The organism is Mesorhizobium sp. M0119 (assembly GCF_040322615.1).
Classification (GTDB): Bacteria; Pseudomonadota; Alphaproteobacteria; order Rhizobiales; family Rhizobiaceae; genus Mesorhizobium.
In genome coordinates this window covers 59,780-76,720 of record NZ_JAMYTU010000008.1, presented here as the reverse complement: position 1 = coordinate 76,720, position 16,941 = coordinate 59,780, and the positions used below count along the sequence as shown (strand labels likewise).

General features: G+C 63.5%; 13 protein-coding genes. 11 read left to right on the top strand and 2 right to left on the bottom strand.

The window, feature by feature from the left end:
- Nucleotides 1–94 precede the first annotated feature (94 nt).
- Nucleotides 95–1,540 carry an ABC transporter substrate-binding protein gene (locus NKJ40_RS10495; RefSeq protein ID WP_352466030.1) on the bottom strand — a complete coding sequence of 482 codons (1,446 nt, stop codon included), beginning with the start codon at nucleotides 1,538–1,540 and terminating at the stop codon, nucleotides 95–97.
- A gap of 44 nt (nucleotides 1,541–1,584) precedes the next feature.
- On the bottom strand, nucleotides 1,585–2,559 hold the full coding sequence (locus tag NKJ40_RS10490) for a sugar-binding transcriptional regulator (RefSeq protein ID WP_023676028.1): 975 nt from the start codon (nucleotides 2,557–2,559) through the stop codon (nucleotides 1,585–1,587).
- Between the two features lie 227 nt (nucleotides 2,560–2,786).
- Between NKJ40_RS10490 and NKJ40_RS10485 the strand changes: the two genes are divergently transcribed.
- The 11 genes from NKJ40_RS10485 (at nucleotide 2,787) to NKJ40_RS10435 (ending at nucleotide 16,917) form a co-directional block, all read left to right on the top strand.
- Nucleotides 2,787–3,830 (top strand): substrate-binding domain-containing protein, encoded by a 1,044-nt coding sequence (locus tag NKJ40_RS10485; protein WP_352466029.1) that lies wholly within the window; start codon nucleotides 2,787–2,789, stop codon nucleotides 3,828–3,830.
- 38 nt (nucleotides 3,831–3,868) lie between these two features.
- A complete protein-coding gene (locus NKJ40_RS10480) occupies nucleotides 3,869–5,137 on the top strand; it encodes an ABC transporter substrate-binding protein (RefSeq protein ID WP_352466028.1) in 1,269 nt (422 codons plus the stop codon).
- 77 nt (nucleotides 5,138–5,214) lie between these two features.
- Nucleotides 5,215–6,060 carry a carbohydrate ABC transporter permease gene (locus NKJ40_RS10475; protein ID WP_352466027.1) on the top strand — a complete coding sequence of 282 codons (846 nt, stop codon included), beginning with the start codon at nucleotides 5,215–5,217 and terminating at the stop codon, nucleotides 6,058–6,060.
- Nucleotides 6,057–6,899 (top strand): carbohydrate ABC transporter permease, encoded by an 843-nt coding sequence (locus NKJ40_RS10470; protein WP_352466026.1) that lies wholly within the window; start codon nucleotides 6,057–6,059, stop codon nucleotides 6,897–6,899. The genes NKJ40_RS10475 and NKJ40_RS10470 overlap by 4 nt, the downstream gene beginning before the upstream one ends.
- Nucleotides 6,900–6,920: 21 nt before the next feature.
- Nucleotides 6,921–7,961: an ABC transporter ATP-binding protein gene (locus NKJ40_RS10465; protein WP_352466024.1), complete on the top strand. Its 1,041-nt coding sequence runs from the start codon at nucleotides 6,921–6,923 to the stop codon at nucleotides 7,959–7,961.
- Nucleotides 7,962–8,001: 40 nt separating this feature from the next.
- The gene (locus tag NKJ40_RS10460; protein ID WP_352466023.1) at nucleotides 8,002–9,282 is read left to right on the top strand and encodes an amylo-alpha-1,6-glucosidase; all 1,281 of its coding nucleotides are present in this window, start codon (nucleotides 8,002–8,004) and stop codon (nucleotides 9,280–9,282) included.
- 192 nt (nucleotides 9,283–9,474) lie between these two features.
- Complete coding sequence (locus NKJ40_RS10455; RefSeq protein WP_352466022.1) at nucleotides 9,475–10,875, top strand: SWIM zinc finger family protein; 1,401 nt, start codon at nucleotides 9,475–9,477, stop codon at nucleotides 10,873–10,875.
- A complete protein-coding gene (locus NKJ40_RS10450) occupies nucleotides 10,872–12,305 on the top strand; it encodes a DUF5691 domain-containing protein (protein ID WP_352466021.1) in 1,434 nt (477 codons plus the stop codon). Before NKJ40_RS10455 ends, NKJ40_RS10450 begins: the two co-directional genes overlap by 4 nt.
- A gap of 20 nt (nucleotides 12,306–12,325) precedes the next feature.
- Nucleotides 12,326–13,405, top strand: a complete 1,080-nt coding sequence (locus tag NKJ40_RS10445) for an ATP-binding protein (protein ID WP_352466020.1) — start codon at nucleotides 12,326–12,328, stop codon at nucleotides 13,403–13,405.
- Between the two features lie 4 nt (nucleotides 13,406–13,409).
- A complete protein-coding gene (locus NKJ40_RS10440; protein ID WP_352466019.1) occupies nucleotides 13,410–15,668 on the top strand; it encodes a DUF5682 family protein in 2,259 nt (752 codons plus the stop codon).
- The gene (locus NKJ40_RS10435; RefSeq protein WP_352466018.1) at nucleotides 15,661–16,917 is read left to right on the top strand and encodes a VWA domain-containing protein; all 1,257 of its coding nucleotides are present in this window, start codon (nucleotides 15,661–15,663) and stop codon (nucleotides 16,915–16,917) included. The genes NKJ40_RS10440 and NKJ40_RS10435 overlap by 8 nt, the downstream gene beginning before the upstream one ends.
- Nucleotides 16,918–16,941: the final 24 nt, after the last annotated feature.

Sequence of the window (16,941 nt, the reverse complement as noted above, 5' to 3'; positions counted from 1 at the left end):
GGTCGGGCGAGCAGGCGGTACCGCTCGGCACCGCTTCGCAAACGTGTCACATCCTAAAGGCTGGCCCGCGGGACGGGCCAGCCCTGGCCGCGGCTTAGCCGAGCCCGGCTTCCTTGAGCTGGCCGTTGATGCTCTCGGCCAACTTGTCGAGGCCCTCGTCGACTGGCACTTCCTTGGCCACCATCTTCTGCAGCGTCGCCGCCCATTCGGTGGTGAGATCGAAGAACAGCGGCTGCGGAGTGAACTTGATGCTGGCGCCTGGCGCCGACACGTCGAACATCTCGACATAACCCGGATAGCTCTTGTTCAGTTTGTCGCGGAACATCTGGTCGTTCCAGACCGACTGACGGACCGGATTGACGAAGTCCATCTTGGTCGCACCGAACAGACCGTGCTCGGGTCCGGATGCCCATTGCATGAAGTACCAGGTGGCGTCCTTGTCCTTCGAGAAATTGGACATCGACAGCGACCAGATCCAGATATTGGGCGTCGGTGCCTTGGCGGCGGGATTGGCCTTGAAAGCGGAAAAGGCGAGCTTGCCGGCCATTTTGTTGTCGCCGCCATTCATGAAGTAGCCGAGGATATCGGCGTCGAAAATCATCGCCGAGGCGCCGGCACCGAGATCGGTGCCGACTTGGTACCAGGTGTAGGTCGACCAGTCCTTGGGGCCGCTCTCCTGGATCATCTGGACCCACTGTTTGTGGAAAGCCTTGGATTCGGCGGTGCTCATCGCGGCCGACAATTTGCCGTCGGCCGAGACGTTCAGGTCCTTCTGGTCGAAATTGGCGTAAGCCGACAGGAAGCCTGGGTGGATCGTCGCCCAGGAGCGCGAGCCCCGCACGCCGATGCCGTAGACACCGCCACCGACGTCCTTGGTGAGCTTCGCTGCCGTAGCTACCATCTCATCCATATTGCCGGGAACGCTGACGCCGACTTTGTCGAACATGCCCTTGTTGTAGGTGATGTTGTTCTGCTCGAAGCCCCACGGAATGCACCATTGCTTGGCGTCTTCCGACCCGAGCACGCCGCCGGGCTGCCCGTTCCAGGCGCAAGAACTCCTGACGCCAGGCAGGAAGTCGTCCCAGGCATATTTCGGGTTGGTCTTGGCCGGATCCTTGATCCATTCGTTGAGGTCGGTGATCCAGCCGGCCGGACCGTAGGTCCAGGTCATGTAGGCGCCGGTCATGAAGGCATCGTATTCGGGCGAGCTGGCCGACAGTGCCGCGGTGACCTTGTCGAAATAGACATCTTCCGGAAATACGTCGTAGACGACTTCCATGCCGGTCAGCTGCTTGAAGTTGTCGAGGTCGGCAATCATCGCATCGGCGTAGGGATGCTTGTTGAGCAGCAGCTTGATGGTCTTGCCCTTATGGGCCTGCCAGTCGAAATCAGCCGCCAGGGCGCGGGTCTGCCCGAGGTTGAGCAGGGTGCCGGCGGTGCTGGCGGCAAGGCCCATTGCACCGAGGCCCTTGATCAGCCCACGGCGGTCGACTTGTCCACGCAGGAACGCGTCGATGAGGTCTTTCTCTTTCTCATGCATTTCTCTTCTCCTCCACAGGGTAGTTTCAACGAAATGGTTGCCGGCTACCCGACCGGCGTCTGTTCTACGAGCGATCGCGCCGTCCGCTCGTCGGTTATCAAGCCTTTGAGATAGCGGCCCTCCAGCACTGACTTGATGGCGCGAACCTTCACCTTGCCGCCGGCGACGGCGACAATCCTGCGGTTGCTGATGTCTTCGCGCGCCAGTGCCAGCGCCCGGTCGGAAAGCGTCGTCGCAACAGCCTTTCCGGCATCGTCGAAGAAATGGCCGAGCAGTTCGCCGACGCCGCCATTGCGGCGGATCTCCTCCATCTCGCCCTTCTCGATCATACCGGTGGCGACAAGCGAGGCCTCACGCTCGGCGGTGCCGATGCCGGCGATGAGCAAGTCGGCGGACTTGGCGAGGTCGAAGACATCGCTGACGCCTTTCTGCCCGAGCAACACGGTTCGATCCTCGACCGTGTTGGCGAACATCGGTACGGGCATCACATAGGCCTCCGCACCAGTCCGCTCGGCGACGCGGTGGATGACGTCATGCGGATTGGCCGAGAACTTGCGCGTCAGGCCGCCAAGCAGCGAGACGAAACGGATCCTGCCGGCCGATATGCGCGGCAGATATTCCACGCAGGCGGCAAGCGTGCGGCCGTGGCCGACGCCGATCAGCGCCTCTTCGCCGCGTTCGATCTCGCGCTTGAGAAACTGCGCGCCGGCGATGCCGAGCGCCTTGAGCGGCAGGTCTTCGGCATCGAAGTCCGGAACTACCTCGCAATAGTCGAGACCGTAACGGCCGGACAACTCGTCCTCGAGTTCCACGCATTCTGAGACTTCGCCGTCGATGTAGACTTTGACCAGGCCTTCCTGATTGGCCTTCGTGATGAGGCGATGCGCCTTGAGGCTGGTCAGGCCGAGCCGCTTGGCGACCTCCGACTGGGTCAGGCCGCCGGCATAGTGAAGCCAGGCGGCACGGGCCGCCATGCCTGTCTCATCGTCGCGCAGCAGGCCGTTGCCAAAACCAACCATTTCCGCCCTTTGATATTTTTATCAGTTGCTGCAAAATTTTTCACAAGGTATCGCCCGAGTCAAGCAACCGCTGCGTTTAAATCGCTGTCCGGGAGCCAGCCGGTCGGGGCCGAACAGGAGCCACGCGAGCCAACGGGCAAGAAACAATACCGACCATGCGCATTTAAAACGTTTGCAATTTCGCTTGGGCATATTACAAACGTTTCAAACTCCGTTCGGGAGGAACGATGCCGCCCCGCGTTACCACCCTCAAGGAACTTGCTGCGCAGCTCGACCTGTCGATTACCACCGTTTCGCGCGCGCTTGCCGGCCACGAGCAGATCGCCTTGAGAACGCGCCAACGCGTCGCCGAGGCCGCGCGCCAGGCCGGCTATGTGCCGAACACGGCAGCCCGCACGCTGGTCTCCGGCCGCAGCGGTTTTGTCGGCATGGTGCTGCCGATCCGCGGCCCCAATCTGGTCGATTCCTTCCTCGGCGAATTCGTCACCGGGCTCGGCGAAGGGTTGGTTCCGCACGGCTCCGACCTGATCCTGGCCGCAGCGGCGCAGGGCCAGTCAGAACTTTCCGTGCTTCGCCATGTTGTCGAATCCGGCCGCGCCGATGGCGTTGTCGTCACCCGCATCGCCGAGGTCGACGAGCGGCTCGCCTATCTGCGCCAACGCAATTTCCCGTTCGTCGCGCATGGCCGGCTGCTCGACGGCGACTTTGCCTACCATTGGCTCGATACCGATGGCGCGCACGCATTCGGCGAGGCCTTCGACATGCTCTACGATCTCGGACACCGCCATTTCGCTCTGGTGACGATTTCCGAGCCGATGACATTTCGCCATCTCAGACAGGACGGGCTCGCTGCCGCGATTGCGCGCCGGGGCGATCAGTCCGTCAGGCTCGATGTGGCGACGGCGCCGCGTTTCGATCGCGGTGCCCGCATCCAGGCAATCAACCGGCTTCTGCACGCCACCGAGCGGCCGACGGCGATTATCGCGCTGTTCGACGAGCTGGCGCTGACGGTGATGGAAGAGGCGAGGCGCGCCGGACTTGCCATTCCTCGCGACCTTTCGGTGATCGGCTTCGACAACATAGCCGCCTCCGCCTATGCGCCGCCGGGGTTGACCACTTTCGACGCTTCGATCCGGCAGTGCGCGCGCGAGATCGGCGAAATGCTGCTGACTGTCATCGGCAACAGGCCGGCGGCGCCGCTGACGCGACTGGTCCGGCCGACACTCGTGTCGCGGGCAAGCCATGGCTCGGTACCCACAGGACAGAACTGATGCCCGCTTCGCGGCGCAACCCAGGGAGGAAGATGACGATGAATGCTTTGAGGATATTGGCAGGCGCCGTGCTGGCGCTGTCGCTTGCTGCCGGCGCAGCACAAGCCCAGCAGGTGTTGTTCTGGTCGACACAGGCGCGACCCGTGGAAGAGACGCAGAAAATGCGCGGCGAAGTGCTGAAGGGGTTTGACGGCCAGGTCGACTATCAGGTCGCCGAGGACGGGCCTTGGCTCACCCGACTGCAAGCCGAGCTGCAGGCGGGCTCCGGCAGCATCGGCGTGCTCGGCGGCCTGCACGGAGATTTCTCCATCGTCGGCGCCAACCTTGTCGATCTGTCCGGCATAGATCTCGGCGGCGTCAAGGTGAACGATGCCTACAAGAAGCTCGGCATGCTCGGCACGGGCGAGCAGAAGTACCTGCCATGGATGCAGGCCACCTTTCTGATGGTGGCCAACAAGCAGGCGCTGCAATATCTGCCGGCCGGCACCGATCTCAACGCCATCACTTATGACCAGCTGATCGAGTGGGCGAAAAACATCGCTGAAAAGACCGGCTCACCCAAATTCGGTTTTCCGGCCGGTCCAAAAGGGCTGAAGCACCGTTTCTTCGAGGGTTTTCTCCTTCCATCGTATACCGGCTCGATGGTGACCAAGTTCCGCTCGGCGGAGGCCGAGACGGCGTGGAACAAGTTCAAGGAACTGTGGCAATACACCAACCCGAACTCGACCAACTATGCCTTCATGCAGGAGCCGCTGCTGACCGGCGAAGTCTGGGTGGCATTCGACCACGTGGCGCGCCTCGCCGACGCCTTCAACCAGAAACCCGACGAGTTCGTCGCCTTCCCGGCGCCGGCCGGCCCGGCAGGCCGCGGCTACATGCCGGTGGTGGCCGGCGTCGCTATCCCGAAGACCTCGCCTGACATGGACAAGGCCAAGGCACTGGTCGCCTATATGCTGAAACCGGAAACTCAGATCGCGACGCTGAAGGCGACAAACTTCTTCCCCATCGTCGACGTCAAGCTGCCCGATGACATGCCGGCCTCGGTGAAGGCCTTCAGCCCAGTGATCGCCACCATGACCGGAGCTCCCGATGCGTTGCCGGCGCTGCTGCCGATGGGACTTGGCGGCCTCGGCGGCAAGTTCAATCAGATCTACACCGACAGCTTCGAGCGCATCGTGCTCGGCGGCGAGGATGTGCACGGCGTGCTCGACGAACAGGCGACGGCGCTGAAGACGATCATCGACCAGGTGAAGGCGCCATGCTGGGCGCCCGACAAGCCCTCGCAAGGCGCCTGCCCGGTCGATTAAGAATCCTCCCCGGGCGTCCGGACTTTTCAGCGCGCCGGGCGCCCACCCCTTTTCAAGCATCGAATAGAGAGCGCTCCATGCATGGCAAGGCCCTGCCCTATCTGCTGCTGATGCCGGCGACGCTGTTCCTCTGTGTCTTTTTCCTCTATCCGTTCGTGTTGGTCGGCTTCGAGGCGTTCACCCGCGACGGCGGCTTTACGCTCGACAATTTCCGCACCATGGCGGGCAGCTGGAAGTTTCCGGTCACTGTTCGCAACACGCTGCTTCTCAGCGCCGTCGTCGTGCCCATCCAGCTGGTCATGGCGCTGCTGATGGCAACGGTGGTGTCGCGGCTTGAAACCGGGCGCAGCGCCGCGCTTTACATCTTCGCTATTCCGCTCGGCATCTCCGATCTCGCCGCCGGGCTGATCTGGCTCGCCATCTTCGACCAGTCCGGCTTCCTGAACACCTTGCTCTCCAATCTCGGCGTCATCGACAGGCCGGTCATGTTCCTCGGTTACCAGAGCAAGCTGACGATCTTCATTGCCGTGGCGCTGGCCGAGATCTGGCGCGCGACCGCCATCATGATGGTCATTCTGGTCGCCGGCATGGGGCTGATCCCCCGGGAATATTACGAGGCAGCCGAGGTCTTCGGCGCTAGCCCGTGGAAGCGCCTCATCAAGATCACGCTGCCTCTGTTGCGCCCAAGCCTGCAGACGGCGATCATCCTGCGCGTCATCCTTGCCTTTGAGGTCTTTGCCGTGGTTGCAGCACTCGGCGGCACCAATCTGCCGGTGCTGATGGGCGAGACCTACAATTGGCAGTTCACGCTGCAGGACCGCAATGTCGCCGCCGCCATGGCGCTGTTCATCCTCGCCATCTCGATCGGCTTCACGCTGTTCTTCCTGCGGGTGCTGCGTGTGCCGAAGGAGGCTCGCATATGAGCACCGTCGCGGAGCTCTCGATCGCCGCGCCTGAGGCCCGCAAAGCCGGCAACTGGTTGCTGGTCGCAACCGTCATCCTGCTTTGCGTCTGGGTCCTGCTGCCGATCTATCTGTTGATCGTCAACGCGCTGTCGTCGCCGGAAGAGGTGACCGCCTTTCCCAAGCGCTTCTTCCCGTCATTCGATTTCGGCAGCCTTTCTTTCTTCATCAATTTCGCCGGTGTCGCCAAGGCGCTGTGGAACTCCGTTCTCGTCGCCACGCTGACGATGCTCCTCTCGATCGGCTTCGGCGCACCCGCGGGCTACGCGCTGTCGCGCTTCGAATTCCCGGGTAAGGAAGCGTTCCGTTTCCTCGTGCTGATGACCCGCGCCTTCCCACTGCCGCTGCTGGCGCTACCGCTGGCGGTGATGTTCATCCGCACCGGCTTCGACGACACCGCCATCGGGCTGGCGCTGGTCCACACCACGCTGGCGCTGCCCTTCGCGGTGCTGATAACCTTTTCGCTGTTCTCAGGCATTCCAGTAGAGCTCGAGGAAGCGGCGTGGACGCTCGGCTGCACCCGCCTGCAGGCGTTTCGCAAGGTCATCCTGCCGCTGGCACTGCCCGGCATCGCGGCCTCGGCGGTCTTTGCCTTCACCATCTCCTGGAACGAGGTGTTTGCCGCCGCCGTGCTCACCATCGAGAACCGGACGCTGACCGCCTTCCTGCTGCAGAGCCTCGGCGAATCGCCGCTCTATCTCAAATTCGCCGGTGGCGCGGCACTGGTCATTCCGGCGCTGATCTTCATCTTCGCCGTTCGCAAATATCTGTTCGCCATGTGGGGGATCGCCAACCGATGACGCGCACAAAAGAGAACGCCGATGGCTGAGATCGCCATCAAGCAGGTCGCAAAACGTTTCGGCGGCTTCACCGCGCTGCATTCGATCGACCTGACCATCGCCGACCAGGAATTCATGGTGCTGCTTGGCGCCTCGGGCTGCGGCAAGACGACGTTGCTCAGGATCGTCGCCGGCTTGGAGACGCCGAGCCAGGGTGAGGTCTGGATCGGCGGCCGCCGCGTCGACCATCTGCCGCCGCGCGAGCGCGGCATCGCCATGGTGTTCCAGAATTACGCCGTCTTTCCGCACCTGACCGTATTCGAGAACATCGCCTTCGGCCTGCGCATGAAGAAGCTGCCGCAGCAGGAGGTCGAGGGGCGCGTCAACCGCACCGCGGAGCTCATGCATATCGAGCAGCTTTTGAAGCGCTATTCGGGCCAGCTTTCCGGCGGCCAGCGCCAGCGCGTGGCAGTCGCTCGGGCACTTGCGATGGAGCCGGACGTGATCCTGATGGACGAGCCGCTGTCGAACCTCGATGCGCTGCTGCGGCTCGAAATGCGCGCCGAGCTCAAGGGCGTGCTGGCGGCGTCAAAGACCACCACCATCTACGTCACCCACGACCAGGTCGAGGCGATGAGCCTAGCCGACCGCATCGCCGTCATGCATCAGGGCCATATCGTCCAGGCCGCCTCGCCGGTAGAGGTCTATCGCAATCCGGCCGCACGCTTCGTCGGCTCCTTCATCGGCAACCCGCCGATGAATTTCATCCCGGCGACGAAGGCGGCAGATGGCAGTTGGACCGTCGCCGGGCTGACGCTGCCTGGCCCCAAATCCGACAAGCCGACGATAGAATTCGCCATTCGCCCCGAGGATGTCGACGCCGGCAGCGAAGGGCTGCACGCCACCGTGCGCGTTGTCGAGCCGCTCGGACCGCACACGCTGGTCACCTGCGATGTCGAGGGCGGCCTGTTCCGCGCCATCCTCGAATCGAATGCCACGGTCGCCGTCGGCGATCACTTGCGGCTTTCGCCCAAACCCGACCGCATCCGCTGGTTCGATCCCGAAACCACCAAAGCTCTTTGATCCCCCACGCCCCTTCGATCCTGAAAGTACGAATGCTCCCATGATATCTCTTGCTGTCGACGAAACCATCGCCCGCGCCGTCGAGGTGCTCAGGGAAAACGACCACGGCACCTACACCATACCGACCAAGGGCCTCTACCCGTTCCAGTGGAACTGGGATTCCTGCCTGACCGCGCTCGGTCTTGCCCACTACGATGAGGCTCGGGCCTGGACCGAGATCGACACGCTGTTCGCCCACCAGTGGCCTGACGGCATGGTGCCGCACATCGTGTTCCATGTCTGGAGCGACGGCTATTTCCCCGGACCGGAGGTCTGGCGAACGGACCGCCCGACCGCCACCTCGGGCATCACCCAGCCGGCGGTCGCCGGCTTTGCCGTGCGCCGCCTGTTCGACCGGGCAAAGGACAAGAAACTGGCGGCCGAGCGCGCCCGTGCGCTCTTGCCAAAAATCGATACCTGGCACCGCTGGTTCTACGAAAATCGCGACCCGAACGGCGAAGGGCTGGTCGCCATAATCCACCCATGGGAGTCCGGCCGCGACAACTCGATCGACTGGGACGAGGCGTTCGAGCGCGTGCCGACCGAAGGCGTCGAGCCCTACACCCGCCGCGACATCCTGCACGCCGATCCGGCGCATCGTCCAACCAAGCCACAGTATGACCGCTATATCTGGCTGCTGCAGCATTTCCGCGGGCTTGGCTGGGACAACGCCCGGCTGCACGATGCCTCGCCATTCCAGGTCGTCGATCCCGGCTTCAACGCCATCCTGATCCGTTCCGCCGCCGATCTTGCCGATCTCGCCGAGGCACTTGGCGAAACCGAAATCGCAGAAGCCAACCGCGCCCGTGCCGAAAAGGGGCTTTCGACGATGGAACGGCTGTGGAGCGACACACATGGCCAGTACATTTGTTTCGACCGAGTGGCCGGAAAGCACGTTGACAGCGCATCGGTCGGCGGCATTCTGCCGGTGTTTTCGGCCATTCCGGAAAGCCGGGCAGCGGCCATCGCTGCAACGATCGAGCGCATCGCTGGCAAAGCCCGTTACATCGTCCCCTCGCATGAGCTCGATGATCCCCGCTTCGATGCCAAGCGCTACTGGCGCGGCCCAGTCTGGCTGGTGGTCAACTACATGATCGCCGACGGCCTTGCCGCCGCCGGCCACAGCCAAATCGCACAACGGATCACCCAGTCCAGTCTCGACCTGATCGCCAAGAGCGGCTTTGCCGAATATTACGATCCGCTCAGCGGCGAGCCGCTCGGCGGCAGCCGCTTCACCTGGACCGCGGCAATGGTGATCGAGTTCCTGACGGGCAGAGCCTGAACGCTTCCGCCTAGGCCGCCGGCTATCAAAGCCCGTTCTGTCTGCCGAATAACAGTCGATACTATATTGCGTCTGAGGCATGTCCTGGCCCATCAAACAGGGCCAAGGCATGCCGATCTTCACCATGCCAGAGCTATAATAATTCTTTACAAACCGCTATCTATACTGTGTCGGGGCGGGGGGAAACGCGGCTTGGAATTCGATCCGAAAACCATTGAGGCGCTTGCTCCCGATCAGGCGTCGCTGAGCGCCGCCTCCAAGCTCACCAAACGAACGAACTGGCCGCGGCTCGAAAAGCATGAGCAGCAGGCGCTCATCTGGGGCGAATGCCAGGGCTCCGGCTCCAATCCTTATCGAGTGGTGGTCGACACGGGTGATCACGGCTACAAATGCACCTGTCCCTCGCGCAAATTCCCATGCAAGCACACGCTGGCCCTGATGTGGATTGCCGCCACCGCGCCAGCCAGTTTTGCCGCTGCCAATAGCACGCCGGAATGGGTGAATGACTGGCTTGGCCGACGCAGGAAGACAACGCCACAGCCGGCGCAACCGGTACCCGGCGCGGAAGCCAAGCGCATTGGCGAAGCCGCACAAGCCGACGAGAGCACCGCCGTTGAAGACATCGCGGCGCTCGAGCGTCGCGAGGCGGCGCAGCGCAAGCGGGCGGAAAGCACACGAGAAGCAGTGTCGGCTGGGCTCGATGAGCTTGACCAGTGGATTGCCGACCAGTTACGGCTCGGTCTGTCCGGGTTTGTCGACGCCAGCAGCGACCGTTGCCGGCGGATTGCTGGGCGGCTGGTCGATATGAAGGCAGCCGCGCTCGCCGGCCGTATCGACGAGATTCCGTCGCGGCTGATGGGGCTGCGCAGCGAGGAACGGTCTGATGCGGCAATCCGCGAGCTCGGCAAGCTCGTGCTGCTGGCCAAGGCGTGGCGGGCGGCGCCCGACGACCCCGAGCTGAAGCGCCTCGTATCGACGTCTGAACCCCGCGAACTGGTTCTCAGCAGTCCGGATGCAAGACAGGTTGAAAGCCTCTGGGAAGTTCTCGGCGAGAAGATCGAGAGCCGCCGCAATGGTCTGGTCAGCCATTCGACCTGGCTGCTCGATTTGAAGAGCGCCACCCCGCAATTTGCCTTGCTGCTCGACTTTTTCCCGGCTTCGGCCGGGCGCCGGTCCAACGCGTTTGCACCAGGCGACCGTTTCAATGCCCGACTGGTGTTTTATCCATCACGCATGCCGCTCCGCGCCCTGGTGGCGGAGCACACTGGGGAAGTTGCGCCCGGCGCGTGGCCCGATTTTGCTTTTGGCACCGCGAAGGATCCGCTCGCCACGCATGCTTCCCATCAGGACGCCGCGCCCTGGATCGCCGATTGTCCCCTCATGCTGCCGCCCGGCGCTATCCTGCTCGACGATCGGGGCACGGCATGGTGGCAGGCGGAGGATGAACCGCAGGGGATCGCCTTGCCGATCGCCGGCGCGGTAGATCAAACCTTGCTCGGCCTCGACCTTGCGGCCACGGCAGCGCTCTGGAATGGCGCCCGGCTTGAGCTTCTGGCGGCGCAAAGCGAGTTTGGGAGGCTTGATCTGGCGTGAACGAAAGCGAGCAAACAGGCCTGGCGGCAATGCGCGATTGCTGGATCGCCGGCGGTGCTACGTTCGATCTGGCTCCGGCCGGATGGAAGGCAATCGCCGGCGGTGCAAGTCCCGACGAACAGGAGCGCCGGCTGCTGGCTATCGCAGCACAAGCGCTCGACGTCGCGCTGCGGCCGGCCGCGCCGACGACACTCAAGCGTCGTCCGCCGCTACCCAGACTTGCCCTGCCCATTCTGCCGGCACGATTTCGCCCGTTGTTGAGAGCCGCTCTGAAGCACGCCGCCGACGCGAGGCGAAAGACACGCGTGGCGGCGCTCGTCGCCAGCCGCAGTTTTGTGCTCCATCCCATGGACTGGATGCCCTCGGATCAGAACTGTCCTGACGTCTACGCACCATGGGTAGACTGGCAAGCAAGCATGGACGGGGAAAGACATGCCCCACGAGAGAAACTGACTGCAGAAAACTGGGATGAGTTCTATCCCGCCGCGCGACGCTTGGCCCTTGCCGATATGCGCCGTACCGACCCGACATCGGCTCGAATGTTGATCGAAGCCAAGGCGTCGGGCGAACCGGCGGAAGTCAGGCTTGCGCTGGTCGAGCTTATGCGCTTCGGCCTGAGTGCCGAGGACGCGCCTTTCCTGAAAAGCCTTTCCGCCGACAGGTCCGGCAAGGTGCGCGAACTGGCTGGCCGGCTGCTGGCAAGATTAGGAGAGCACGTTCGCCCGAGCGACGGTGGACCGGACGATCCCGTAGCCGAGCTCGCCGCCCTTATCACTGAAGGCAGATCGGGCTTCATCCGCCGCCGGACGATCTACACTCCGGCAAAACTAAAATCCCAAGCGCAGGAGCAACGCCGCGCCGAACTGTTCGAGATATGCAACCTCGTCGACCTTACCGAACGGTTCAACACTACGGAAGCCGAATTCATAGGAGGCTGGCAATTCGGCGCCGACAATAAAGCCGACATCCTGATCGCACGAATGGTCGCCGCTTCAGGGAGCGAAGCCGCCCTTACGCAGATGGCGGATACGCTTATCGCCGAAGGCGGCAAACCGGCGCTGTTCGTGCTTCACCTCATGCCGCGCCTGGACAGCCGCAGAAAGCGTGTCCTCATCAGGCTGATCCTCAAGGAGACGACTTATCTTGGCATGATCAACCTGGCGGAAGACATTGATGCCGACTGGCTGGAATGGGACGACCTGACGAATGGACAGGCGCTCGCCGCACTGCGTTCCGCCGCCGGCGGAAAAGACGACGCCGCGCGGCGGGGTCTCGACGATGTACTGGAGACGATCGGCTTCCTTGCCACCGCGACCACGGCAGCGAAATTGATCGACGACATGGTCGAGGCGGGCGTGCCGCCCGCGGCTCCTTCACTCGGGCTTCTACGTCTCAACGCATCACTGGCGGGGCCTGGAACCAACACATGACCAATCCGGAGAACCGCAAAATGAACGCAGCCATCCGCCTCCCGGTCGAGCAGGCCTACGCTTCGGAATTGCAGGCGCTGGCGCGCGATGACGACCGGCAGAGGCCTGCCGGCTGGAGCCTGTCGCCACAGGCTGTGCTGACCTATCTGCTAGGCGGGAAGGCCGGTGACGGCACCTTGGTAACGCCAAAATATGTCGGTCGCCGCCGGTTGATGGAAACCGCGGTAGCGACGCTCGCCACCGACCGAGCACTCTTGCTGCTCGGCGTTCCCGGAACCGCCAAGTCCTGGGTCTCGGAACATCTTGCCGCCGCCATCATGGGCGACTCGACGCTGATCGTGCAGTGCACGGCCGGCACCGACGAGAACCAGATCCGCTATGGCTGGAACTATGCGCAGCTACTGGCAAAGGGCCCGAGCCAGGAAGCGTTGGTGCCGACGCCGCTCTACCGAGCCATGCAGAACGGCAAGCTCTGCCGGCTGGAGGAACTGACCCGCATGGGCTCGGACGTGCAGGACACGCTGATCACCGTGCTTTCCGAAAAGATGATGCCGATCCCGGAATTGAACACCTCGATCTACGCCCAGCGCGGCTTCAACATTATCGCCACGGCAAACAACCGCGACAAAGGTGTCAACGAGCTCTCCTCGGCGCTCAAGCGTCGCTTCAATGTCGTGGTGCTGCCATTGCCGGAAGACATGGCCGAAGAGGTGGCTATCGTCTCCAAACGGGTCGATGAGATGGCTGGCGGCCTCGACCTGCCGGTACCGAAAAACGTCGGCGAGGAGATCGCCCGTGTGCTGACCATCTTCCGCGAATTGCGCTCCGGCGCGACTGCCGACGGCAAGGTGACGCTGAAGACGCCTTCCGGCTCGCTGTCGACCGCAGAAGCGATCGCCACCATGGTTGGCGGGCTCAGCCAGGCGGCGTGGTTCGACAGCGGCAAGCTCGGCGCCGAAGGTCTCGCCGCCAGCCTTGTCGGCGCGATCGTGAAGGATCCGGTGCAGGACAAGGTGGTGCTGGAGGAATATCTGGAAACGGTGCTCAAGAAGCGGCCCGACTATGCCGGCTATTACGCGGCGCTGAACGCAGCGATCTGACGCCATGGGCCACGGCGACATTGCCTATTTCGGGATACGCCATCACGGGCCGGGTTCCGCCGACAGCCTGGTGCAGGCACTGCAGGATTTGAACCCGGTCGCCGTGCTGATCGAGGGGCCGATCGACGCCTCTGAGCTTCTGCCCATGCTGGCCCGCCCCGAAATGCAGCCGCCGGTGGCGCTCCTTTGCTATCCGGAGGAGGATCCGGCTTCGACAAGCTTCTGGCCTTTCGCCGAGTTCTCGCCCGAATACCAGGCGGCGCTTTGGGCTGTGGGCAATAAGGCGACGTTGCAGTTTATCGACCTGCCGTCATCGGCACGATTCACCACTGCTGCGATCGGTGGCGCGGAGGACGCCGATGCGACCGAAGCTATCCAAGCCCCCGAGAATGGTGACGCGGCTCCGCTACCGCGTGATCCGATAGCCATGCTGGCGCACGCCGCCGGTTATGAGGATGGCGAAAGCTGGTGGTCGGACATCATTGAACAGAACCCGGAACCCGGCCCCATATTTGCCGCCATCGCCGATGCGATGACGACACTGCGGGATGGCGAGGGTCCGATCGCGCAGCTCGAAGCAAAACGCGAGGCGCATATGCGGCTCGAAATCGCCGCGGCGCGCAAGGAGTTCGACGGGCCGATCGCCGTCGTCTGCGGGGCATGGCATGTGCCGGCGCTGCAGACCACCCACACGCAAAAAAACGATCAGGTCCTGATCAAGGGAATTGCGCGGCGCAAGACCACAATGACATGGGCGCCATGGACGGGACCGCGTCTGGCGCTGGAATACGGCTATGGCGCGGGCGTCGTCGCACCGGGCTGGTGCAAGCATCTCTGGCGCACGCGCGGCCGGCGCGATGCGGCGACCCTGTGGCTTGCGACGATCGCCGCCGTGCTGCGGGCGAAAGGTCACCTGATCTCGACCGCCTCGCTGATCGAAGCGGAGCGGCTCGCCCGGACGCTTGCCGCGATTCGCGAACGACCGAAACCCGGATTTGAGGAATTGCGCGACGCCGCGACCGCCGCCCTCTTCAATGGCGAAGCGTTGCTGTGGGGGCTGGTCGAGGCCGAGCTGCTTCTGGGTTCGGACGTCGGGGAAATTCCGCCCGACACACCGCTGGCGCCGCTGATCGAGGATCTCCAGCGTAACCAGAGGGCGGCGCGCCTGAAGCCTGAGGCGCTGGAACGGGAACTGTCGGTCGACCTGCGAAGCGAAAGCGGGCTGTTCCGCTCGACATTGCTGCATCGGCTGAACGTGCTCGGTGTGCATTGGGGCAGACTGACCGATGCCGGTCGCAGCCGTGGCACCTTCCGCGAGCGGTGGACCCTAGCGTGGGAACCGGAATATGCCGTTCGTCTGGTCGAGAACCTGATTTACGGTCCGACCATCGAAAAGGCTGCCAACGGTCGCCTGATCCAGATGATCAATGCTGCGGCGACGCTCGATACGCTTGCGGCACTGGTCCAGAGCGCCATCACGGCAAACTTGCCGGAAGCATCTACTGCCGGCCTCACGGCGTTGGAGGCACGCGCGGCGCGCCGCAGTGAATGCCTGGAGATCCTGGCGTCGGTGCCGCCGCTCGCCGACATTGTCCGCTACGGCGAGGCCCGCAAAACGCAAACGGACCGGCTGTCCGGCCTCATGGAGCGGCTGATCGTCGAAGGTGCGATCGCGCTTCCCTATGCTGCGCGCGATCTGGATGAGCAGGCCGCCGCGACACTGGTTGGTGCGATGCGCAAGGCCAGTGAGGCGATCAGGCTGGTCGAACCCGGCCAAGACGTGCTGGACGGATGGCGCAACGGGCTGGCGGCCGTGCTGGAGGCGTCACGGTCGACGGCGCTGCTGGCCGGGTGCGCCGCACACCTGCTGTATGAAGCCGGTCGCCTGTCCGCCGAAGCCGCTGCCGGGCTGCTCGGGCGACGCCTGTCACCGGGGACGCCTGTCACTGAAGCGGCCGGGTTCTTCGAAGGCTTCTTCAGCACAGCCGGTCAACGGCTGATTTATGACGAGGGTCTGCGCGGTGCGGTCGATGGGTGGCTCAGATCCCTGGACGAAGATGCTTTCATCGCGCACCTGCCGTTGCTGCGCCGGGTCTTTTCCAATCTGGACAGCATGGAACGCCGCCGGCTGATCGAAGCGGTCCTCGGCCGCGCCGCGCGCTTGCCGGCTGGCCTGACGCCGACGCCGGATGGCGGCGAGGCATGGCGCCGGCACCTGGGGCTGCTTGGACCATTGCTCAACGGAGAAACCGGCAATGGATGACGAGGCCGAAATGAACGAACCCGGCCCGCTCACTGCCGATGGCGGAAGGGAGCGCCGTTGGCGACTGGCGATCGGCGCCGATGACGAAACGTCTGGGGCACTTTCCAGCGACGACAAACGGCTTTCGGCGGCACTCGACGCTCTCTATGGCGACGGCGTTAGCGCCGCTTCTGCCGACCCGCGCAAGCGGCGTGGCGGCCTTGGCCGGTCGGCGCCGCGCGTCGCGCAATGGATGGGCGACATCCGCTCCTTCTTTCCGGCGCAGGTCGTCCAGATCGTCCAGAAGGACGCCTTCGAACGGCTGGACTTGAAGCAGATGCTGATGGAACCGGAATTCCTCAAGGCGATCGAGGCGGACGTCAATCTCGTCGCCGACCTGATTTCGCTGCGCTCGGTCATGCCGGCCAAGACCAAGGACATTGCCCGGACGATCATTGCCGATATCGTCGCCAAGCTGATGCAGAAGCTGGAGCAGAAGACTGCCGAGGCGATACGCGGCGCGCTCGATCGATCGAGACGAACCAACCGCCCGCGTGCACGCGATATCGACTGGCAGCGCACTATTTCGGCGAACCTTCGCCACTATCAACCCGAGCACAAGACCATTGTGCCGGAGAAACTGGTCGGCTTCATGCGCAAGCAGCGCCGGCTTGTCGATCTGGATGAGGTCGTTCTCTGCGTCGACCAGTCCGGCTCGATGGCAAGCTCGGTGGTCTACGCCTCGATCTTCGCGGCGATGATGGCCTCGCTGCCGGTTGTGCGCACGAAGCTTGTCTGCTTCGATACGGCGATCGTCGACCTGACCGAAGAGCTCAGCGATCCCGTCGAGGTGCTGTTCGGCGTGCAACTTGGCGGCGGCACCGACATCAATCAGGCGGTCGCCTATTGCGCCGACCGTATCGAACGGCCCACCAAGTCGCATCTGGTGCTGATCACCGACCTCTATGAAGGCGGTGATGGCCAGGAACTGCTGAGGCGACTGGCAGCGCTGGTTCGATCCGGCGTAAATGTCGTCGTGCTTCTGGCGCTGACTGATCAGGGCCGGCCCGGCTACGATCCCACAATGGCAGGCTCGGTAGCAGCCCTTGGTATTCCCGTCTTCGCCTGCACGCCGGATCTGTTTCCGGACATGATGGCTGCGGCCTTGCGCCGTGCGGATATCGGAGTATGGGCGGCGACCGCCGATATCAAGCTGGTCCGCGCCGAGGCGGAGGCGTCGAGCCACCCGTCACCAACTGCCATAGTTTGACAAAACGCGGTCCGCGCCTATGGT